This is a genomic window from Fodinicola feengrottensis (assembly GCF_010993775.1).
GTDB lineage: Bacteria > Actinomycetota > Actinomycetes > Mycobacteriales > HKI-0501 > Fodinicola > Fodinicola feengrottensis.
Map to the genome: position 1 here is coordinate 227,065 of NZ_WOTO01000005.1, position 20,957 is coordinate 248,021.

General features: G+C 66.8%; 15 protein-coding genes and 5 pseudogenes. 13 read left to right on the plus strand and 7 right to left on the minus strand.

Annotated elements, in window-relative coordinates; translation table 11 throughout:
* The first annotated feature begins 85 nt into the window (after nt 1–85).
* The 4 pseudogenes from argS (at nt 86) to thrC (ending at nt 5,521) form a co-directional block, all read left to right on the plus strand.
* Nucleotides 86–1,739: pseudogene (gene argS, locus GNX96_RS06660) on the plus strand (arginine--tRNA ligase).
* A pseudogene (lysA, locus tag GNX96_RS06665) lies at nt 1,736–3,128 on the plus strand (diaminopimelate decarboxylase). Before argS ends, lysA begins: the two co-directional pseudogenes overlap by 4 nt.
* Nucleotides 3,125–4,454 (plus strand): annotated as a pseudogene (locus GNX96_RS06670) (homoserine dehydrogenase). The pseudogenes lysA and GNX96_RS06670 overlap by 4 nt, the downstream one beginning before the upstream one ends.
* A pseudogene (gene thrC / locus GNX96_RS06675) lies at nt 4,438–5,521 on the plus strand (threonine synthase). The pseudogenes GNX96_RS06670 and thrC overlap by 17 nt, the downstream one beginning before the upstream one ends.
* A 200-nt stretch (nt 5,522–5,721) precedes the next feature.
* On the opposite strand, the gene GNX96_RS06680 reads toward thrC, so the two are convergent.
* From GNX96_RS06680 to GNX96_RS06690, 4 genes are all read right to left on the minus strand, one after another.
* Nucleotides 5,722–7,629 (minus strand): S53 family peptidase, encoded by a 1,908-nt coding sequence (locus GNX96_RS06680; RefSeq protein ID WP_163567397.1) that lies wholly within the window; start codon nt 7,627–7,629, stop codon nt 5,722–5,724.
* A 202-nt stretch (nt 7,630–7,831) separates the two neighbouring features.
* Entirely contained in the window at nt 7,832–8,131 is a 300-nt protein-coding gene (locus GNX96_RS49500) for a DUF402 domain-containing protein (protein ID WP_279579576.1), read from the minus strand.
* A 29-nt stretch (nt 8,132–8,160) separates the two neighbouring features.
* Nucleotides 8,161–8,334, minus strand: a complete 174-nt coding sequence (locus GNX96_RS49505) for a hypothetical protein (RefSeq protein ID WP_279579577.1) — start codon at nt 8,332–8,334, stop codon at nt 8,161–8,163.
* A gap of 82 nt (nt 8,335–8,416) precedes the next feature.
* Nucleotides 8,417–11,059, minus strand: a complete 2,643-nt coding sequence (locus GNX96_RS06690) for a M36 family metallopeptidase (protein ID WP_279579578.1) — start codon at nt 11,057–11,059, stop codon at nt 8,417–8,419.
* A 511-nt stretch (nt 11,060–11,570) separates the two neighbouring features.
* On the opposite strand from GNX96_RS06690, the gene thrB reads away from it, so the two are divergent.
* The 6 genes and pseudogenes from thrB to prmC all read left to right on the plus strand — a co-directional run bounded on the left by thrB (nt 11,571) and on the right by prmC (nt 18,437).
* Nucleotides 11,571–12,464, plus strand: coding sequence for a homoserine kinase (thrB, locus tag GNX96_RS06695; RefSeq protein ID WP_279579579.1), 894 nt, complete (start codon nt 11,571–11,573; stop codon nt 12,462–12,464).
* 524 nt (nt 12,465–12,988) lie between these two features.
* A pseudogene (gene rho, locus GNX96_RS06700) lies at nt 12,989–15,016 on the plus strand (transcription termination factor Rho).
* 211 nt (nt 15,017–15,227) lie between these two features.
* Nucleotides 15,228–16,094 (plus strand): hypothetical protein, encoded by an 867-nt coding sequence (locus GNX96_RS06705; RefSeq protein WP_163567398.1) that lies wholly within the window; start codon nt 15,228–15,230, stop codon nt 16,092–16,094.
* A gap of 104 nt (nt 16,095–16,198) precedes the next feature.
* Entirely contained in the window at nt 16,199–16,411 is a 213-nt protein-coding gene (rpmE, locus tag GNX96_RS06710; RefSeq protein ID WP_163567399.1) for a 50S ribosomal protein L31, read from the plus strand.
* An 85-nt stretch (nt 16,412–16,496) separates the two neighbouring features.
* Entirely contained in the window at nt 16,497–17,588 is a 1,092-nt protein-coding gene (gene prfA, locus GNX96_RS06715; protein WP_163567400.1) for a peptide chain release factor 1, read from the plus strand.
* 3 nt (nt 17,589–17,591) lie between these two features.
* Nucleotides 17,592–18,437, plus strand: a complete 846-nt coding sequence (gene prmC, locus GNX96_RS06720) for a peptide chain release factor N(5)-glutamine methyltransferase (RefSeq protein ID WP_279579580.1) — start codon at nt 17,592–17,594, stop codon at nt 18,435–18,437.
* Between the two features lie 9 nt (nt 18,438–18,446).
* Here the strand turns inward: prmC and GNX96_RS06725 are convergent, their stop codons facing one another.
* Both GNX96_RS06725 and GNX96_RS06730 read right to left on the minus strand, forming a co-directional pair.
* Nucleotides 18,447–18,836 (minus strand): type II toxin-antitoxin system VapC family toxin, encoded by a 390-nt coding sequence (locus GNX96_RS06725; protein ID WP_163567401.1) that lies wholly within the window; start codon nt 18,834–18,836, stop codon nt 18,447–18,449.
* Nucleotides 18,833–19,126, minus strand: coding sequence for a type II toxin-antitoxin system Phd/YefM family antitoxin (locus tag GNX96_RS06730; RefSeq protein ID WP_163567402.1), 294 nt, complete (start codon nt 19,124–19,126; stop codon nt 18,833–18,835). The genes GNX96_RS06725 and GNX96_RS06730 overlap by 4 nt, the downstream gene beginning before the upstream one ends.
* A gap of 69 nt (nt 19,127–19,195) precedes the next feature.
* On the opposite strand from GNX96_RS06730, the gene GNX96_RS06735 reads away from it, so the two are divergent.
* Together GNX96_RS06735 and GNX96_RS06740 are read left to right on the plus strand one after the other, a co-directional pair.
* Nucleotides 19,196–19,423 carry an antitoxin gene (locus GNX96_RS06735; RefSeq protein ID WP_163567403.1) on the plus strand — a complete coding sequence of 76 codons (228 nt, stop codon included), beginning with the start codon at nt 19,196–19,198 and terminating at the stop codon, nt 19,421–19,423.
* Nucleotides 19,420–19,818: a TA system VapC family ribonuclease toxin gene (locus tag GNX96_RS06740; protein ID WP_163567404.1), complete on the plus strand. Its 399-nt coding sequence runs from the start codon at nt 19,420–19,422 to the stop codon at nt 19,816–19,818. The genes GNX96_RS06735 and GNX96_RS06740 overlap by 4 nt, the downstream gene beginning before the upstream one ends.
* Nucleotides 19,819–19,891: 73 nt before the next feature.
* Here the strand turns inward: GNX96_RS06740 and GNX96_RS06745 are convergent, their stop codons facing one another.
* Nucleotides 19,892–20,251, minus strand: a complete 360-nt coding sequence (locus GNX96_RS06745; protein WP_163567405.1) for a peptidase inhibitor family I36 protein — start codon at nt 20,249–20,251, stop codon at nt 19,892–19,894.
* Between the two features lie 189 nt (nt 20,252–20,440).
* Between GNX96_RS06745 and GNX96_RS06750 the strand changes: the two genes are divergently transcribed.
* Nucleotides 20,441–20,957, plus strand: a 517-nt coding sequence (locus tag GNX96_RS06750) for an L-threonylcarbamoyladenylate synthase (RefSeq protein WP_163567406.1), incomplete at its 3' end; no start/stop codon positions are given.

The following is a 20,957-nucleotide window of genomic DNA, read 5'->3' on the forward strand; positions in this document are numbered from 1 at the left end:
TGCCGATCACCATGTCAGATCCCACTAAGTGGCGCGTGAGCTAATGCGTTTCCGGTGGTCAATCCCACGTCGGTAGCATTGCGTTGTGACTCCCGAAGCCGTCTCCGCCGCCGTACTCGATGCCGTGAGGGCCACTTTCGCCGCCCACGGCCTGGACACCTCCGCCCTGCCGGAGACTACGACGGTCGAGCGACCCCGGAATCGGGACCACGGCGACTATGCGACGACGATCGCGCTGCAACTGGCCAAGAAACTCGGCGCCAAGCCGCGGGACCTCGCGACCTGGATCGGCGAGCAGTTGGCGCAGGCCGCCGGCATCGCGTCCGCCGAGGTCGCCGGGCCGGGGTTCCTGAACATCCGGCTGGAGGCCGCCGCCGCTGGCGAGCTGGCTCGTACGATCGTCGCGGCCGGCGCCGCGTACGGGCGCGGTGAGCTGCTCAAAGGCAGCAGGATCAACCTGGAGTTCGTGTCCGCGAACCCGACCGGCCCGGTGCACCTCGGGCACACCCGGTGGGCCGCCGTCGGCGACGTGCTGGCCCGGGTCTTCGAGGCCGCTGGCGCCGAGGTCGCGCGCGAGTTCTACATCAACGACCGTGGCAACCAGCTGCAGAACTTCGCTCTGTCGCTGGTCGCCGGCGCGCTCGGTGAGCCGGTGCCGGAAAATGGCTACAAAGGCGAATATGTCACCGACCTGGCGAACGCGATCGTCAAGGACCGTCCGGACATCATGGCGCTGCCCGAAGACGAGCGGCTGACCGCCTTCCGCGAAGAGGTACCAGCGCCAGCTCGACGAGCAGAAGGCCGTGCTGGCCGAGTTCCGTACGAACTTCGACGTGTGGTTCTCCGAGCGCTCGCTGCACTCGTCCGGCGCGATCGACGAGGCGATGGCCAAGCTGCGCGGTCAGGGGCATGTGTACGAAAAAGAGGGCGCCGTCTGGATGCGGACCAGCGACTTCGGCGACGACAAGGACCGTCCGCTGATCAAGTCGGACGGCGAGTACACGTATTTTGGCTCTGATGCTGCCTATTACGTGAACAAGCGGAGCCGTGGTTTCGACCGCTGTCTCTATCTGCTCGGCGCCGACCACCACGGCTATATCAACCGGATCAAGGCGATCGCGTCGTGTGCGGGCGACAATCCGGACGAGTCGGTGGATGTCCTGATTGGACAGTTGGTCAAGGTCATTCAGAACGGCGCCGAGATGAAGCTGTCCAAGCGCGCCGGCACCATCATCACCCTCCGGGACGTGATCGACCTGGTCGGCGTGGATGCCGCGCGTTATCAGCTGACCCGGTTCTCGACCGACTCGTCGATGGTGCTCGATGTCGACCTGTTGACCAAGAAAACCAACGACAACCCGGTCTTTTACGTTCAGTACGCGTACGCGCGGATCTCGTCGGTGCTGCGCAACGCGGCCGACCTTGGGGTCGATCGCGGCGAGCTCGATCCTTCGCTGCTGTCGGAGGAAAAGACGAACGCGCTGCTGGGTGCGCTCGCCGAATATCCAGCGGTGATCGCGACCGCGGCCGAGCTGCGTGAACCGCACCGGATCGCCCGCTATCTGGAAAGCCTCGCCGGGCTCTATCACCGTTTTTACGACTCACATCGGGTGTTACCGCAAGGAGACGAGGAAGCCACGGACACGAACAGGGCGAGGCTTTGGCTCTGTGAGGCCACTCGTACGGTGCTGGCCAACGGCCTCGGGCTGCTCGGCGTGACCGCTCCGGAGCGGATGTGAGGGCGCATCCCGCCGGGCCGGCGCACGGCGATGATGATTCACCCGGCCGCCGCTGCCGCACCGCCCGACGACCTGAGCGAGCTGCATCCGGCCGTTTGGCCGGCCACCGCCGAGCGGATCGACGGCGTCGTGCATCTGGGCGGCATGGACGTACGAGATCTCGTTGCTGAGCATGGAAGTCCGCTCTACCTGCTCGACCAGGCTGATCTCGCGGCCCGTGCTCGTACGTTCCGGGAGGCCTTCGCCGGCGCCGATGTCTACTACGCCGGCAAGGCATTTCTGTCCGTTGGTTTCGCGCGCTGGGTCGCCAGCGAGGGCCTCGGACTGGACGTGTGCAGCGGAGGAGAGCTGGGCATTGCGCTGCGAGCCGACTTCCCGACCGACCGCATTGCCATGCATGGCAACAACAAAAGCGACGCCGAGCTGCGCCGGGCGGTTGCCGAGCGGGTCGGCTGCGTGGTCCTGGACTCGTACGTGGAGATTGTCCGGCTCGCCGATATCGCCGCCGCGGCTGGGATTCGGCAGAAGGTGATGATTCGTACGACTGTGGGTGTCGAGGCGCACACGCACGAATTCATCGCTACCGCGCACGAGGACCAGAAATTCGGATTCTCGCTGAGTTCTGGCGGCGCGGCCGAAGCAGTGCGTCGCGTTTTGGCACTGCCTTCGCTGGAACTGGTCGGGCTGCACAGCCACATTGGCTCGCAGATCTTCGACACCGCCGGTTTTGAGGTGGCCGCGAAACGTGTCGTCCAGCTGCTCGCCGACATCAGGGCCGAGCATGACGTGGAGCTGACCGAGCTGGACCTCGGCGGTGGGCTCGGCGTCGCGTACACAGTGGACGATGACCCGGCGCAACTGCATCGGTTTGCCGCTGATCTGCGGACCATCGTGGCGTACGAATGCGGCCGGCACGGGCTGCGGTTGCCGCGGCTGGTCGTCGAGCCGGGACGCGCGCTGGTCGGTCCGGCGGGCATCACGATTTATGAGGTGGGCACGGTCAAACCGGTCCAGTTGGACGCGGGTGCCGTGCGCCATTTCGTTTCCGTCGACGGTGGCATGAGCGACAACATCCGGACCGCTCTTTACGACGCCGCGTACACGTGCGTCTTGGCTTCCCGCGGTTCGGACGCCGAGCCGATGCTGGCCCGTGTCGTTGGCAAACACTGCGAATCCGGTGACATCGTGGTGAAAGACGCCTGGCTGCCGTCCGACCTGGAGCCGGGGGACCTGCTCGCGATCGCCGGCACCGGGGCGTATTGCCGCAGCATGGCGAGCAATTACAATCAGGTGCCCCGACCGCCGGTGGTCTCGGTCGGCGGCGGGCAGTCGAAAGTGTTGCTGCGCCGGGAAACCGAGGACGACCTGCTCCGGTTGGATGCCGGATGACCGGCCAAAAGCGGGTGTTGAGGCTCGCGCTTCTGGGCTGTGGCACGGTCGGCTCAGAAGTTATCCGGCTGTTGCACCGCAATGGTGACGAGCTGGCCGCGCGAGTGGGGGCGCGGCTGGAAATCGCTGGCATCGCGGTCCGGCGACTCACCGTCGACCGCTCGGATCTGCCGGTGCCGGCCGAGCTTTTTCACCGACGACCCGATGTCGTTGATCGAGCGCGACGATGTCGACGTGGTGATCGAGGTCGTCGGCGGCCTCGAGCCGGCTCGTGACTGGCTGCTCGCCGCGCTGAAATCCGGAAAGTCCGTGGTGACCGCCAACAAGGCCCTGCTGGCCGAGGACGGCGCTGCCCTGCAGGCCGCCGCGGCCGAGGGTGGCGCCGATCTTTATTACGAGGCCAGCGTGGCCGGCGGCATCCCGTTGCTCGGTCCGCTGCGCGAATCGCTGCACGGCGACCGGATCACCAGGGTGATGGGAATCGTCAACGGGACGACCAACTTCATCCTGTCCGCGATGGACTCGACCGGCGCCGGTTTTGGTGAGGCGCTTGAGGAAGCGACCGCGCTCGGCTATGCGGAGGCCGATCCGACCGCTGATGTCGAGGGCTATGACGCGGCCGCCAAAGCCGCCATTCTGGCTTCTCTTGCCTTCCACACACCGGTCACCGCGGCGGACGTTTATCGTGAAGGCATAACGGAAATCACCGCCGCCGATGTGGCGAGCGCCCGTACGATCGGCTGCACCGTGAAGCTGCTGTGCATCGCTCAGCGCCAGGTGGACGCCGATGGCACCGAAAGTGTCGGCGTACGCGTACACCCCGCGATGATTCCGCGCAGCCATCCACTCGCCGGCGTCACCGGCGCGTTCAACGCTGTTTTCGTTGAGGCGGATGCGGCCGGCGAGTTGATGTTCTACGGCCGCGGTGCCGGCGGTTCGCCGACCGCGAGCGCGGTGCTGGGTGACGTGGTGGCGGTCGCTCGGCACAAGCTCACCGGCGTGCGGTCCGCCAGCGACACATCGTACGCGCTGCTGCCGGTGCGCCCGATCGGCGAGGCGATCACCCGCTATCACCTGAGCCTGGAAGTCGCCGACCGAGCCGGCGTGCTGGCCGCGGTCGCCTCGGAATTCGCCACCAGCGGGGTGTCTATCCGTACGGTCAAACAAGAAGGGCACGGGGACGACGCCACTCTCGTGGTGGTCACCCACGCGGCCCCAGATGCCGCGCTGTCGTCCACAGTGGACAGGTTGCGCCGGCTCGACTCGGTGCGAAAAGTGCTCTCGGTGATGAGGGTTGAGGGGGGGAAACGTGAGGGACGGCGCTGATCTTTCCAGGGTCCGCTGGCGCGGGCTCATCGACGAATACGCGGACCGACTGCCCGTCACCGACGCGACCCCCCGCATCACGTTGCTGGAGGGCGGCACCCCGCTGCTTCCCGCGCCAGTATTGTCAGAAATGACTGGCTGCGATGTCTTTCTCAAGGTTGAGGGCGCGAATCCCACCGGTTCCTTCAAGGACCGCGGCATGACGATGGCGATCTCCAAGGCCGTCGAACAAGGCGCCAAGGCCGTTATCTGTGCCTCCACCGGAAACACTTCCGCCTCAGCAGCCGCCTACGCGGCACGTGCCGGCATTGTCTGCGCCGTTCTGGTGCCTCGCGGGAAAATCGCGATGGGCAAGCTGGCGCAGGCATTGGTGCACGGGGCACGGCTGCTGCAGGTCGACGGCAACTTCGACGACTGCCTGGCGCTGGCTTCCAAACTGGCCATCGAATATCCGGTCAGCCTGGTCAACTCGGTGAACGAGTTCCGTATCCAGGGCCAGAAAACCGCCTCCTTCGAGATCATCGACGTGCTCGGTGACGCCCCCGACGTGCACTGCCTGCCGGTCGGCAATGCCGGCAACATCACCGCGTACTGGCGTGGATATGTCGAATACGCGGACGACAAGATCTCCACCCACCGGCCAGTCATGCGCGGCTTCCAAGCCGCCGGTGCCGCCCCGATCGTCCTCGGTCACGTCGTGGAACACCCCGACGACGATCGCCACCGCCATCCGGATCGGAAATCCCGCCTCCTGGACCAAGGCGTTGGCCGCTCGGGACGAGTCCGGCGGGGCCATCGAATCGGTGACTGACCGGCAGATTTTGGCCGCGTACAAACTGTTGGCCCGACGAGAGGCCGTTTTCGTGGAGCCCGCCAGTGCGTCCAGCGTCGCTGGGCTGTTGGCCGCGCGCGAAGCCGGCACTCTCGAGGCTGGTCTGCGGGTTGTGTGCACGGTGACGGGGAATGGCCTGAAGGATCCTGACTGGGCCATCGATGGCGCCCCCAAGCCGATCACCATCGCCACCGATCCGCAGGCCGCCGCGAAGGCCCTGCAACTCGTCGACTGATTTTAGGGCGATCCGCCCCCACAACGTCACCCTCGCTGTGGTGAGGGCTGGGTTTTCGTCGAGTGCGGGACTTTGTCCCGCACTCGACGTCGAGTGTGGGGTTTTGTCCCGCACTCGATGAGGGACCTGTTGCCGGCGAGACTGGTGGGACTACTGATGCGGGACAAAGCAGAACCGCAACAGACGGGGAAGCTACCCGATCAAACCGGTGACGAAGGACCGGGCGGAGCCGGGGACGCCCCAGCCGGTCTTGTGTTGTCGAAGCCGTCCGTCGCATGCAGCGTCTGGTTCAGCAGTGATTCGGCGTTGAATGCCTCAGCTGCGCGGGGGCCTTCGAAGGAGACCTGCTCGGTGCCGTATTTCACTGGTCCGGCCTTGATATCGGTCAAGCCGGCGTGGGATTTGGCGTAGATCAAGGGGTTCAGGAAGCCGAGGCGGGTGCCCTTGTTGGATTCCAGCGCAAGCGCGACCATGCCGGCGGTGTACGGGGAGGCGAGGCTGGTGCCGCCGTTTTCCTGCATTTCGAAGTTGCCGGACTGGTCGAAGTCGTCGTGAGTGCCGATGCGGTAGCCGGCGTACCAGTCGGCGATGTTGGCGAGGTCGGGGTAGACGCGGTGCGGGGTGGCACCGGCGAGGGCGGCCGGGACGCGGCCCTTTTGGTAGAACGGCTGGGCAAAGGTCTTGCTGGTGCCGCCACCGCCGGCGGAGCGGCCAGAGGACCAGGGGCTCCACTTGTCGTTGGTCTCGTCGCTTTCGGCGGTGGTCCAGCCCTGTTCGAAGCCGACCGCGGAGCCGCTGGCGTTGGTCAGCCCGAGTGACGTGCCGCCGACCGCGGTGGCCAGCGGGTCGGACGCAGGGTAGTCGTTCAGGGTGCCGTTTTTTTTCGGGGCGTTGCCGTTGCTGTTGTCGCCGGCGTCGCCGGAGGAGAACAGGATGGAGACGCCTTGGGGCGGCGGCCTGCATGAAGACGTTTTCGTACGCGGTGGAGCTGGCGGGGTCCACATCGGACACCACACCTCACCCCACGAGTTGGTGATGATGTCGACCTTGTTGGCGTCCAGGAACTGGTGGAACATCGAGATCAACGCGTCGTCCTGTGGGGCGGAAGCGTTGCCGTAGACGATGTTCGCGTTTGGTGCGGCGCCGTGGATCGCTTGTACGTCCAGATCCTGCTCGCCGTCCGGGCCGGTGCACTGCGGGCCGTCTTTTGGCTGCAGGGAAGTGTATTGGCCGGCTTTGAGGCCGGGCCAGTGAATGCTCGCCCAGCGGTTGGTGTCCGCCTCGGTCATCAGGTCGTTGCACCACAGGCCGATGCCCACGGTGATGCCCTTTCCGGTCAGCCCGGTGCTGGTGATGCCCCGTGCGGTGGCGAGTTGTTGAGGCGTGTAGCCACAGTTCGCGCCCGGAAGGCGAGCGCCAAAGGGCGCCGGGGCGGCGTCCCATTCGGCCGAGACGGTGTGCTGACCATAGAAATTCGAGCAGCCGTCATCGGTTCCGGCGGAACGAGCGGCGGTGGCTGTCGGTGTCGGTTTCCGGTTGGTGGTCTGGATCTGGTGCGAGGTGTCCAGCCCGACCACGCCCTGAATGGCACCGCCGAGGTCGGCCGGTACGCTCAGGCCGCCGCTCGGCGCGGTCACGGTCCGACCGCTCTTGCTGTACTTGTCCAGTGGGGCACCAAAAGCCTGGTGGATCTGCGCCGCGGACCCGGACACCGCGATATATGTACGGTCAGTGGAGGAATAGCGGACCTGCAGGCCCTGCGACGACAACCAGTTGCTTACTTTACGTTGAGTGTCTGCTGTCGGAGCGTACGCGTCGGCAAACTGTTGCGGGGTAAGGAACTTCCGGAAGTTCGAGCTGCCCGGAGTGGAGACTTGCTGGACATACTGCTGGAGACCAGCGGAATCCCGGAGGCTCACGTTGACGCCGAAGGTCACCGGTGTGCTGTCCGGCACCGCACCAGCGGTTTTCGCCTGCGTGGTCCAGTTGCTGGCACCGGCGATGCCGACCCGTGCGGGCGCGGCCGAGGCCGCGGTGCCGGCCGCTGGCACCACCGCGAGGGCCATCGCCCCTATCACGCTAACCCGGAAAATGGCGCGCTTATTCACATGCGTCTCCTGTCGATCGAAGGAACAGCTCAACCAGGCCGAAAAACGACACAGGGCAGCGGCGCGTGAACGCGCGACAAAGATGCTGGTGAGCCGGAGGTGCAAGATCGACAGTAGGCGGGCGCGGGTCAAGGGGACCTGAAGGCGAAATTAAGTCGTTGCCCCGATGCCTTAAATTTCCAGTTTTCCTACGTCATGTCGGTCAGGAGACCTTTGCCAACCACGGTTTGTACGCGGTGGCGAACGGTTCGGCGCCAGACCGAACGATTTCGGCCAACTCGTCGGCAGCTTTACGTGCCGAAGCGATCACTTCGGGTGAATATCCGTATGTCACCTGGTGAATTTCGAACTCGTCCTCGTCCAGAATCTCGACGACCCCGTCCCAGCGCCGGACCACGTCCAAATCCAGGTCGACCATCGTGACCTGGTTGTCCGTACGCACCGGGACAGTGCAGATGTCGCAGTAGACCTCGAGGTATGTCTCCTGCGGTCCGTTGAACACGACCGTCCACCAGTGCGGCTCGGCCGGAATCAGGATGACGTGCGCTGCGGGAGCGTGATGGGCGGCTCGTCGCCGCGCTGGATGACGCTGCCGCTGGAGGCGCCGATCCACAGACCGTGCTGGTCCTCGCCCAGCAGTTCGAGAGTCTCGTGCCAGTGCCGAGAGCCGTCGTACTTGGTGAAAACCATCCGGAAGTCAGTCACTCTCACGACCGTACAAGCAAAAGGCGGTGCCCTCCGAAGAGGACACCGCCCAGTGTTGCCAAAGATCCAGTGCGGCCAAAGATCAGCCGGCGGCGCCGTAAACCGCTACCTCACTGGAATCCAGGAAGGAGCAGCCGCTCAGCCCGGGGTTCGCCGCGCATGCGGTCGCGTAGACGCCTGGGACCTGCGGGTTCACCATCGTGAAGCGGACGTACGACACGTTCTGTGTGCCGGCGGTCAACGTCACCTTGTTGAGGCGGCCGCGATCGCCGGTGGCGAAGGAACCGGCCGCGGCCGGCACCCACACCTGCCCGTCGGTCGAGGTCTCGATCGTGTAGTCCTTGGTCGCCGCGGTCGGGTCGTCGCCGCAGGTGTTGCTCGGGTCGATCGACAACTCGGTGATCGACACCGGTTTGGGCAGCTTGATAACGATGTTCTTGGCCGCCGTCGGCACGCCGGCGACCGGGTTCGTCTCGCTGCCCCAGCCGGTGCTCAACGACTGGTCGATGTCGCCGGGCGGGCCACAGCCGAAGCTGCTGTAGTCGACACCGGTGAAGCTGTTGATCGCGGCCCCACCGGAGGCAGCCGCCCAGTCCCGGCGAATCTGCCAGTTGACGGTGATCGCGTGTGATGGCACCGAAACTCCGGTCTTGACCTGTCGGTCGTAGCCAGCGCCACCAGCGATGAGCGCCGGGTACGTACCGGCGTAGATGCCACTGATCGTGTATTTGCCGTTGGCGTCGGTCACGGCCTGGTAGTCACGGGGGGGGAAACCGGAGTTGTGGCCGCCGAAGCCGACCAGGACGCCGGGAGCGCCGTGGCCACTGTCCACGTCGTTCGCGGTGCCGCTGACGGAGCCGGTCGGGGTGCCCGGCGCCGGCGGCAACGAGAAGTCCTCGACCGGGTGGGTGTCGCCGGCGTCGGTGACGCTGGCGAACCAACCCATGCCGCGGTGCGCGAAGACCTGCCAGATCTTGCTGTTCAGCTTGCCGCCGTTGACGACGGTGTCGGCTTGCAGGATGGAGTTACGCATGTCGAGGTACGACGGCTCCATCGGGGACAGCTCCATCCCCCGGGTGACCAGCGTCTCGGCCATCTTCGAGCCGATCGCGGCCCGCAGGTCCCAGAGCGTCTCGCCCCAGATCTCGCCGTCCGCGTGCACCTCGGCGGTGCCGCGCTTGCTGATCAGGCCGAAGTCGCCGAAGGTGTAGCCGCCGGGACCGGCGCCGAAGGCGCTGCCGGGGCAGGCCGGCGAGGTGGATCCCACCGGGCAGTCCAGCGGCTGCGTACGGATGCCGTCCTTGCCGGCGCCGACGTACTGGCCGACCCGGACCTCGCCGGGAGCGGCGGTGTCCTTGACCAACTTGTCGTTGACCAGGTAATCCATCGCGTACCAGTCGCTCCAGGCCTCACCCATCGAGCCGCCCTCCTGGGCGCCGATGTGGGACAGGCCGTTGGCGTCCACGACCAGCCGGTGCGACAGGCCGTGGGTGTATTCGTGGTAGACGATGTCCGACTCGTTGCCACCGAAGGACGCCAGCCACGGGTCGTTCGGGTTGCCCGGCTGGCGGAACAGGTACATCTGCATGGTCGGCTTCTGGCCGTCCGGCGGCGTACCGAAGTTCGCGTTGTTGATGTGCGCGCCGTCCGGCAGGCTGCCGCTCGCGGCGGTGGCCGCGCCGTCGAAGACCTGCGCCTGTACGGCGTCGTCGTCAACTGCCTCGAAGTTGCCAGCCGCCCGGGTGAAGCCGATCGGGGCGGCTTCCAGGTGGTCGTGGTATTTCCCGAGGAAGTACATGACCTGCGCGGCGCCCTGTGACACGTTCGTACGCCACGAGTTCGGCACCGACGGGTCCCACGTGCACGGGAAGGCCGCAGAGCACGGCTGACCAGCCACATTGAAGGTTTTCAGCGGGAACTGGAACTTCCCTGGCGCGCTCGGCGCGATTTCCTCGTTCGGGTTCGCGATGTTGTCGTCGTTGATGTCCGCGTACACGTGACCGACGTTGCCGGCCAGCTTCGGCGAGCCGTTGGGCAGCCAGCTCTGCTTGTACGTGTGCGTGGTGGCCTTGCCGCCGGCCGGCGCGCCCGGGTAGTTGTCGAACGTGTCGGCGCTGTCGTTGTCGGTCAGGCTCTGCCGATAAAGAACGGCACCGGTCTGCGCGTCGACGACGTGTACGAACATCCGGCCGGACGCGGTGGTGACGACCGTCTGCCAGCCCCGCCTGGGACCGGACGCGGTCTGGAAGACCACCTGGCTGACCTGGTCACCATTGCTGTATTTGGTGACTTGCGCGGCCCCGGTCGGGGCGGCCGCGGTGGCCTTGAGCGGAGCGGATTTCACGCTGCTCGCGGACAGCGAACGGGCCTTGTCGGCGGTCACCGAGGCGGCCGGTAGCGACGCGGTGGTGATCCCGGAGACGGGCGCACCGACGAGGTTGATCAGCTGGCCGTTCTTCGCCACGTTGGCCTGCAGGCCGTTGTCGAAGACCGGCACGCCGCCCACCGACTGCACGAAGCTGAGGTGGTGCGTACCGCTGATGTCGACGTAGTCGCGCCGCAGCGTCAGCGCGGACAGGTCCGCGGCGGTCAGACCGAAGACGTTCTGGTGCGCGGTCACGTAGTTCAGCGCGACCGTCTTCGCCGGCTGTTTGCTGGGCTGCGTGAGGAAACCGTCGAGCTTGGCGATTGAGCGCGGGGTGTTCGTCAACGGGTCTATCTGCACGACGCCCTGCGGCCCGAGCTGCGAGCGAAGCGCTGGTACGCCGCTGGACGGCGTCGCGGCCTTGACGGCTGCTCGCTTCTGCAGCGCGGGCTGGGCCGCGGAAACCTGGCGGGAGTCGTAGAAGTCGTACTTCTCCTGGTCGGACGAGCCCTGACTGCTGGCCGGAGCCGGCTTTCGCGGCCGGCGCGGGCGCCGCCGCGACCGCGGCCGGGGTCATGCCGGCGGCGACCAGCGTCGCCGCGCTGACCGCTATCAGGCCGCGTTTGAGTCCGTGGCGGGGTCTGTGGGGCAGACCCCGAAACGGTGCTTCTGACATCGTGTCCCTTTCCTGTGCAGATATAGTTTTTTGCACCGGGTGCCTGCGGAAATTGGGTAAACAAACCCGCAGGAGCAGGCCAATCATGATTGATCGGTAGCCTGCTCAGGAGCGGTTTGCCGGCATTGGGGAAGACCTCGCCGATGGGCCGCCTGCTGGATCGTTCTGGCCGAAGATCTTCCTGGGGGAGTGCGAATGGGGCGTGCCTACCGGCCGTCGGGCGTACGCGTACGAGTGCCGGCCTCGAGTGCGAATCTGGGCCCGGGCTTTGACGCCCTGGGTCTCGCGCTGGGTTTGTACGACGACGTCGAGCTGAGCATCGTGTCGGACGGCTTGCTGGTCGAGGTGACTGGCGAGGGCGCCCGGGACGTGCCGACCGACGAGTCGCATCTGCTCGTACGCGCCGCCCGGGCCGCTTTCGACCGGCTCGGTGGCCAGCCAGCTGGCCTGCGGCTGAGCTGCACCAACAGGATCCCGCACGGGCGTGGGCTGGGGTCCTCGGCGGCCGCGATCGTGGCCGGCGTGGTGGCGGCCAGCGTCCTCGCCGACCCGGATGCGGGCCCGCGCGGCGCGCTGTCCGACGACGAACTGCTGAGCCTGGCCACCGAGCTGGAGGGCCACCCCGACAACGTGGCCGCGTGCCTGCTCGGCGCCGGCACGATCGCGTGGATGGAAGGGCCGAAAGCGCAGGCCGTACGGTTTCACCCGGCGGCGGATCTCGTGCCGGTCGCCTTCGTCCCCACCCAGCCGCTGTCCACCGAGGTCGCGCGCGGATTGCTGCCCGCGCGGGTCCCGCACGCCGACGCGGCCGCGAACGCGGGTCGCGCGGCTTTGCTCGTACACGCTCTGACCACCGACCTGTCGGTGTTGCTCGCGGCCACCGAGGACCGCCTCCACCCAGGCCTATCGAGCTGCCGCGATGCCGGTGTCAGCGATGTTGGTCGAGAAGCTGCGAGCCGCCGACATTCCCGCTGTCATCAGCGGCGCGGGCGCGACCGTACTGGCGCTGACCAGCGGCGACGGTCCTTCGGTCGAGGTGCTGGCCGGGTACGCGCCGGCCGGAACAGCTGTCCTGCCACTGACTGTTGACTACTGTGGAGCGGTGGCGCGGCCGTCCTGAAAGCGTTCTCACGGGCGCTGGGCGGCGCAAACGCGGCAAGGTGATTACGGACACGCCGGTGGGGTGTTGTTGCCGTCGTTGACCGGGCAGTCTACGCTCTGGAAGCAGTACAGCCGCCCTTTTGGCGCGTGAGCGCTACCGGGCCAGTGTCTTGAGGCCATTTTCTCGTTCCGGGGGTTCCTCCGCCGCAATACGTCGCTTCGATGACGTTTTGTGACCGGGTTCCCTGGGCGGGCTGAGGCACGGACACTTCTTTCGATCGCAGCGGTCCATATCGCCGGTGCGTTTCGGGGCTGTCCGCATTCCGTGAGTACGCGGGTCTCCGATGCTGGGGCGTGGGCCCTGGCGTCGGTCGCAGTGCAACCGACGCCGGGTTCGTGTCCCGGGCGTCGTCGTAGGGAAGGAATCCCCATTGAGCGACACCACTGACCTCCTGACCGAGTCGGCCTCCGCCGCGAAGCCGCGGCGCCGCTCGACCGGGGGGATCACCGGCATGAAGCTGCCGGAATTGCAGACGCTGGCCAGCGAGCTCGGTATCACCGGCACGGCCAGGATGCGCAAGAGCGACCTCATCACCGCGATCAAGGCCAAGCAGGGCGGCTCTTCCGGGCAGGACACCCTGCTCCCGGTCGAGGAACCGGCTGCGCCGGTGGCGAGCGAGGCACCCCGTCGGCGTGGCCGTCGGGTAGCCACCCGGGCGGCTGGTACGGCTGCCCCGGCCGACACCCTGACCAGCGCGGACACCGCACCGGCCAGCGAGGCGCCGACGGGCCGTACGCCCCGCGCCCCGGTCCGCGCCGGCACCGCGCTCGGCCGCCAAGCAGGCCGCCAAGGCCGCCAGCAACGAGGCCCGCGAGACCGTCGAGGCGCCAGTCGTCGAGACCGCCGCGCCGGCTCGTACGGACCGGCGTCGGGGCCGCCAGGAGCGAGTGCGCGAGGAGGCCGTCGAGGCGCCCGCCGAGAGAGGCTCCCCAGCAGCGCGAACCGGCTCGGGCCGCGGCGCACACCGACCAGCAGCCGGGTCGTACCGAGAACCAGCGCGACGGTCAGGGCGGCCGCAACCGCAACGACAGTCGAGCGGACAACCGTACCGATAGTCGGGCCGAGAACCGGACCGACAATCGGAGCGAGAACCGCACCGACAACCGGAACGACCGGGCCGACCGCGGCAACCAGCAGAACCGCAACCAGGGCCGGCAGAACCCGCAGAACAACCAGCAGGACGACGAGGAAGACGCGGACGGCCGGCGCCGGCCGCGCCGGTTCCGCGACCGCAACCGCCGCGGCGGCAACACCGGTGGTGGCGGTGGCGGCGGTGCTCGGGAGCGTGGTGGCAACGAGCGTTTCGACAACACCGAGCCCGAAGTTCGTGACGACGACGTACTTATTCCGGTCGCCGGCATTGTTGACGTTCTCGACAACTACGCCTTTGTTCGTACGTCCGGATATCTGACCGGCCCGACCGACGTTTACGTGTCGATGTCGCAGGTTCGCCGCAACGGCCTGCGTCGCGGCGACCACGTGATCGGTGCGGTTCGGCAGCCCCGTGAGGGCGAGCGGCGCGACAAGTACAACGCGCTCGTACGGCTGGACACGGTCAACGGCGTGCCCCCGGAGGAGGCCCGCAACCGGCCGGAGTTCACCAAGCTCACGCCGCTCTACCCCCAGACAGACGCGGCTGCGGCTGGAGACCGAGGCCAACGTGCTCACCACGCGGGTGATCGACCTGGTGATGCCGATCGGCAAGGGCCAGCGCGCGTTGATCGTGTCGCCGCCCAAGGCCGGTAAGACGATGGTCCTGCAGGCCATCGCCAACGCGATCACCACCAACAACCCCGAATGCCACCTGATGGTCGTGCTGGTCGACGAGCGTCCGGAAGAGGTCACCGACATGCAGCGCTCGGTGAAGGGCGAGGTCATCGCCTCTACCTTCGACCGGCCGCCGGCAGACCACACCACGGTCGCCGAGCTCTCCATCGAACGGGCGAAACGGCTGGTGGAGCTGGGCCACGACGTGGTCGTGCTGCTCGACTCGATCACCCGGCTGGGTCGCGCGTACAACCTGGCGGCGCCGGCCTCGGGCCGGATCCTGTCCGGTGGTGTGGACTCGACCGCGCTTTACCCGCCGAAGCGTTTCCTTGGTGCGGCTCGGAACATCGAGAACGGCGGCTCGCTGACCATTCTCGCCACCGCGCTGGTGGAGACCGGGTCCACGATGGACACGGTGATTTTCGAGGAGTTCAAGGGCACCGGCAACGCCGAGCTGAAGCTGGACCGCAAGCTGTCCGACAAGCGGATCTTCCCGGCTGTCGACGTGGATGCTTCGAGTACCCGTAAGGAAGAAATCCTGCTGGCGCCGGACGAGCTGGGCATCGTGATCAAGCTTCGCCGGGTGCTGTCCGCGCTCGACTCGCAGCAGGCGCTGGAGCTTTTGCTGGCTCAGCTGCGGAAGACCCAAACGAACGCTGAATTCCTGATGCAGATTCAGAAGACCACGCCGGGAACTTTTGGTTCCGACTAGTTTGTTCGTACGCGCAAGCAAAAATCCGGCCCCGCGGGATGGGGTCGGATTCTTGTTTTATTACCCATCGGTAGCTCGCTGGTTTCGGCCGGTTTGCCCGGGCAGCTGAATAACGACCGCGTGACGGCGCTCATAAATGACTCGATTGTCGGGGCCTGTCCTTCATAGGGTGAGAGCAAGGGGCGAGGCGGGCGGTCGGGAGGACAATGCGGTGACGGCGTTCGATGCGCAGCGCTCGGCGGATGGCGCTCGACGCGCACACAACGCCCGAGTCCGCTCGCTGTCCGTGCTGGATCCGCTTTCTGGTCGCTGCGAACGAATGCTGCGATGGGTCACGCTCGCCGCCGCGACGGTCGCCCTGCTGATGATGAGCCTGTTGGTCAGCCCGACCATCGCCTTGCTGGCCACCGTGCCGGCCCTGATCGCGGGTTTTCGCCGCACTTCCTTCGCCGCCTTGGTGGCCCTCGCGTTGCTGGCCGTGACCGTACCGGCGGCAGCTCTGCAGCCGACCGTGACGCACGGCGTGCTGCCCGAGCTGCCCGGCATGAACGGCGCCCCGGCCCGCGCCCAGGACCAGTTGGTGCTGGTTCTCGCCCTGCTGGCGGCGGCCCTGGGCGCATTGGTCGTCCAGCGCCGGCAGGCCGAGATGGGCCCGATGACGGTCCTGCGCGCGCGGCGGCGTGGTCGCCGCCGGTGCCGGCCTGGGCATCGTCGTGGTGCTCGCCGCCGTGCCAGTCGGCGACTCGGCCCAACCGCCGATGCCGTGGTGGGTGCTGCCCATGTTGGTCCTGTGCGCCGCGAACCCCTTCGATCTTTCCCGAAGCTGGCGCATGGCCGTACCAGCCGCGCCGCCGCCGCCCTGGTCGCTCTGGTGGCCCTGGTCGTACGCGCCGACGCCACCACCGGCTTCGCCTGGACAGTCGCCAGCGCCGTGATCGTCGTCGGCCTGCTGTTTTTTCGGCGCCGGCACCACTGTTTTCGCCGCCTTCGGCGCCCGCCCCCGCGCGCGGCGTCGACTGATGACGCGGTTCTGGACCCCGGAATACCGCGGGGGAGCATGCGGTTTAGCACTACGTGAGGCCGTCTGTCACACTGGTGGGCGGTTCGCAGGTTCCGGTTCACGGCTGGCAAGAGTCCTGAGCGTCACGGCCGACCCGGCGACCACGTCAGAATGAGGAGATCATGAAGGCCGACATCCACCCGAAGTATGCCGAGACCACGGTGAGCTGTTCGTGCGGTGCCACTTTCACCACACGCACACCCGCCAAGGGCGGCGAGATTCACGCCGAGGTGTGCTCCCAGTGCCACCCGTTCTACACCGGTAAGCAGAAGATTCTGGACTCCGGTGGCCGGGTTGCCCGGTTCGAGCGTCGTTTCGGCAAGCGCGCACGCTAGCTACATCAAGGCGCGTCCGGAGACTTGGGTCTCCGGGCGCGCCTTTGTCTATGCCTTCACATCCGTACCACCCGAAGGGCCTGACATGTCCGATCCGCTGACCTCGCTGCCGGCGATCCGCACTGAGTACGCGGACCTGGAGAAGCAGATGTCCGATCCAGGGCTGCACAGCGACGCGGCCAAGGCGCGTCAGGTCGGTCGCCGGTACGCCGAACTGGGCCCGATCGTGGCCGCCGCGACCGCGTTGGAGTCGGCTCGTGACGACCTCGCCACCGCGAAGGAGCTGGCCACCGAAGACGCGTCTTTCGCCGCCGAGGCGGACGAGATCTCGGCCCGCATCCCGCAGTTGACCGGCCGGCTCACCGAGCTGCTGATGCCGCGCGACCCGTCCGACGGCAAGGACGTGATCCTGGAGGTCAAGGCGGGGGAGGGCGGCGAGGAGTCGGCGCTGTTCGCCGGCGATCTGCTCCGGATGTACATGCGGTATGCGGAGCGTCGCGGCTGGAAGACCGAGCTGATGGAAGCGACCGAATCCGCGCTCGGTGGCTACAAAGATGTTGCGTTGGCGGTAAAAGCCAAGGGCATCCCGGCGCCCGGTGAGGGTGTCTGGGCGCGCCTCAAGTACGAGGGTGGCGTGCATCGCGTGCAGCGCGTGCCGGTCACCGAGTCGCAGGGCCGCGTACACACTTCCGCCGCCGGCGTCCTGGTGCTGCCCGAGGCGGAGGACATCGACGTGCAGATCGACCCCAACGACCTGCGGATCGACGTGTTCCGGTCGTCCGGACCCGGTGGGCAGAGCGTCAACACCACGGACTCCGCGGTCCGCATCACGCACGTACCGACCGGCATCGTGGTGTCCTGCCAGAACGAGAAATCCCAGCTGCAGAACAAAGAACAGGCGATGCGGATCCTGCGGTCGCGGATGCTCGCGGCCGCCCAGGAGGAAGCCGACGCGGCGGCCAGCGCCGAGCGCCGGTCGCAGGTGCGTACGGTCGACCGCTCGGAGCGGGTACGGACGTACAACTTCCCGGAGAACCGCATCTCCGACCACCGCGTCGGCTACAAGGCGTACAACCTGGACGCCGTGCTCGACGGTGAGCTGGACGGCGTCATCGACGCGCTGGTGAACCAGGACGGCCAGGACCGGCTGGCCGCCGCCACCGCCGGCAGCAGCTGAGCCGTGCTCGCTGGCATGCTTTCGGTGGCGGTCCAGCGGCTCGCTGAAGCCGGCGTCGACTCGCCGCAGGTGGACGCGGAATGGCTGGCCGCGCACGTGTTGGGTACGACGCGGTCCGGGCTGCTTTTGGTTGAGGGTTTCGATTCCGACCAACAAAGGCACTTCGACGACCTGGTCGAGGACCGAGCGAACCGGATCCCGCTGCAGCACCTGACCGGCCTCGCGGGCTTTCGCTATCTGGAGCTCGCGGTCGGCCCGGGCGTCTTCATTCCCCGCCCAGAGACCGAAATGCTGGCCCAGTGGGCAATCGACCGGGCTGGTTCGCTGGACAGCCCGGTGGTGGTGGAACTCTGTGCCGGTTCCGCCGCGATCTCACTGTCCATTGTGGACGAATGTGCGGCCGCGGTCGTACACGCCGTGGAGTTCTCGCCGCTCGCGGTCGCCTGGGCACAGCGAAACATCGACAAGTACGGACAAAACCGGGTTCACCTGGTCAGCGGCGACGCCACCGACCCGGCCGTCCTGTCCGATGTGGACGGACAGGCCGACCTCCTGGTCTGCAATCCGCCGTACGTGCCGGACGACTCCGCGCCGCCCCCGGAGGTCGCCGACCACGACCCGGCGATGGCCCTGTGGGGCGGCGGCGCCGACGGCCTCGACACCGTACGTAAACTCGTGCCGCGCATGCACGCCCTGCTCAAACCCGGCGGCTGGGTCGGCATCGAACACGCGGACGTACAAGGCGAATCGGTGCCGGCCATCCTGGCCGCCGCGGGGGGCTGGACGGACATCTCGGATCACCCCGACCTGTCCGCCCGTCCCCGCTACACCACCGCCCGCCGCCGCTAGCGGCGTTCCCTACTCGGGAACGACTACGTGTAGGCCGAGCGAACGCGCCGCGTCAGCGAGCCGTTTGTCGTACGCGATGAAATGGGTCAGTGCTGGCTTGAGGTCTTCAGCGGTCGCGAGGTGAATGGCGTCCAGACTTCTCAGGGTCGTTCCCGGTAGCTGACCCGCGGCGTCAAGGATGGCACCGGTTATCGGGCGCTGAAGTAGCAATGCGAGAACGTTGGGCAATATCTTGAGTGCGGCCTGGTCGTTTCGGCGCAGCGCCCGAGCTGTCTCAGTGCGCGCCAAGGCCGAACACACCAGCGGATGTGGGTTCGCGGCGAGCCAGGAACGCAGTGCCGCCGTTTCGTTCTCCTGCCGCGCGAGCTTGACCACGGCCGAGCTGTCCAAGTAGATCACTCGCGGTCTTCGCGCTGCTCTGAAATGACCTCGGTGGTGTCGATGTCGTTGCTCGCCGGTGTTGGTGTGATGGCGAGCAGTGCGGCAATCCCGCCTGGATTGCTTGCGGGAGTCAGCTTTCCCTCGCGGATGAGTTGATCGACGGCTGGATTGCCGGTGCGCGGCAGCGGAACAAGCATGGCGATGGGCTCGTCGTGCTCCGTTACGAGGATTGTTTCGCCGTCTGCGGCTTGGTGAATCACCCTGGACGTGTGCCGGGTGAGCTCCCTGATTCCCACCGTCATTGTCATGACAAAATGTTAGCACATTCTCCGATGGAGATCGTCGCATCTTGATGCGGAGATGCTATGATGTGTTCTATGCGGACGACCATTGACCTCCCCGAGGACCTTCATCGGCAAGCGGTGTCGATCGCGCGGGATACGGCGCGGACCTTGAGCGAGACGGTCGTCGATCTGATGCGGCGAGCCTTGGGGCAGGGCGGGACGCCGGAGGTTACCCGGAGTGCGCGCACCGGTTTGCCGGTGGTCCATCTTGCTACCACCATCACGACCGAGGACGTCCGTTCACTGGAAGACGACCAGTGACGGTTCTCCTGGATGCGAACGTGCTCATCGCCCTTCTCGTCGCCAGTCATGTGCATCATGACGCCGCCGAGAACTGGCTGGTGGAGGGAGAAGATCGGTTCGCCACGTGTCCGATATCCGAGGGCAGTCTGGTGCGGCTGCTCCTACGTGAAGGACAAACCGCCGCGACGGCCAAAGCGGTTCTCAAGGCCGTGACCGACAGTCCTCGGCACGAATTCTGGCCAGCCGACATCTCATATCTTGACGTGTCCATGGATGGAGTCATTGGCCATCGCCAGGTGACCGACGCCTACCTCGCGGAGCTGGTCAGGGTGCGAGGCGGTCGACTGGCAACCTTTGATCAAGGGCTGGCCAAACTTCACAGTGACGTTGTTGATCTCGTCCCGACGCGCTGAACGGTCCAACCCGTCATCTGGGCGGACAGCTCGGAAACATCCGGTCTGTCCGCCCGCCGCGGCTGACCGCGACTCAGCAGAAGCCGATGGCGTCCGCGCGGTCGTTGGTGCCGGCTGGTACGACGCCGACCTGCTGGCCGGCGTTGACGACCTGCAGGGTGACGAGGGCGCCGTTGACGTGGTCATAGACGCATTCACGCTGGCTGGCGTTGGCGTTCTTCCACGAGCTGGCGTGGTCGTGCAGCGTCGAGTTCACGTCCTGATAGCTCGCGTACCCGCTGATGATTTGCTTGGTTCCGGTGAAATGCCCGTCGGTCCACAGGCAGAAGTTGTGCGCTGGACAGGTGGTGTCGGCGTACGCCGGTGTCGCGGCGATGACGGCACCGCCGCCGGCCAGTAACAGGGACACTCCGAAAGCAGCGATCCTCTTCATGACTGACTCTCCCTCGACCTTGGCTGGCTACGGTTCGAGTCAGTTCGTAGTGCGCTCGCACTGATCGACTCAATCTCCTTTGGTTGAGGCCAAAACACCGGGTTTCCTTTAAGGAGCGATCGATCAGGGCCGCTCTCCCTGAGAGGGCCTGATCAGGAAGTGGGAAACTGCCGGTGTGAGGAAAACCGCATGAGCCTGACGTACGACACCCGCGACGAATCCACCCGCCAGCTGGGCCTGGACGCGGCCGCCGAGGCGGCTGGCCGGGGCGACCTGGTGGTGATCCCGACCGACACCGTTTACGGCGTCGGCGCCGACGCGTTCAACCGGGCGGCGGTCGGCAAGCTGCTGGCCGCCAAGGGCCGCGGCCGCTCGATGCCGCCGCCGGTGCTGGTGCCGTCGTGGCGGACGCTGGACGGCCTGGTCATGACCATGCCGGCGGTCGCCCGTGACCTGGTCGAGGCCTTCTGGCCGGGCGGCCTGACGATCATCGTCGAGCACATCGCGTCGCTGGACTGGGACCTCGGTGACACGTACGGCACGGTGGCCGTACGGATGCCGCTGCACCCAGTCGCGTTGGAGCTGCTGGCCAAGGTCGGCCCGATGGCGGTGTCCAGCGCGAACACTACCGGCAACCCGGCCGCGCTGACCGCCGCGGACGCCGAGCTGATGCTGGGCGACTCCGTCGACGTCTGTCCGAGCTGGC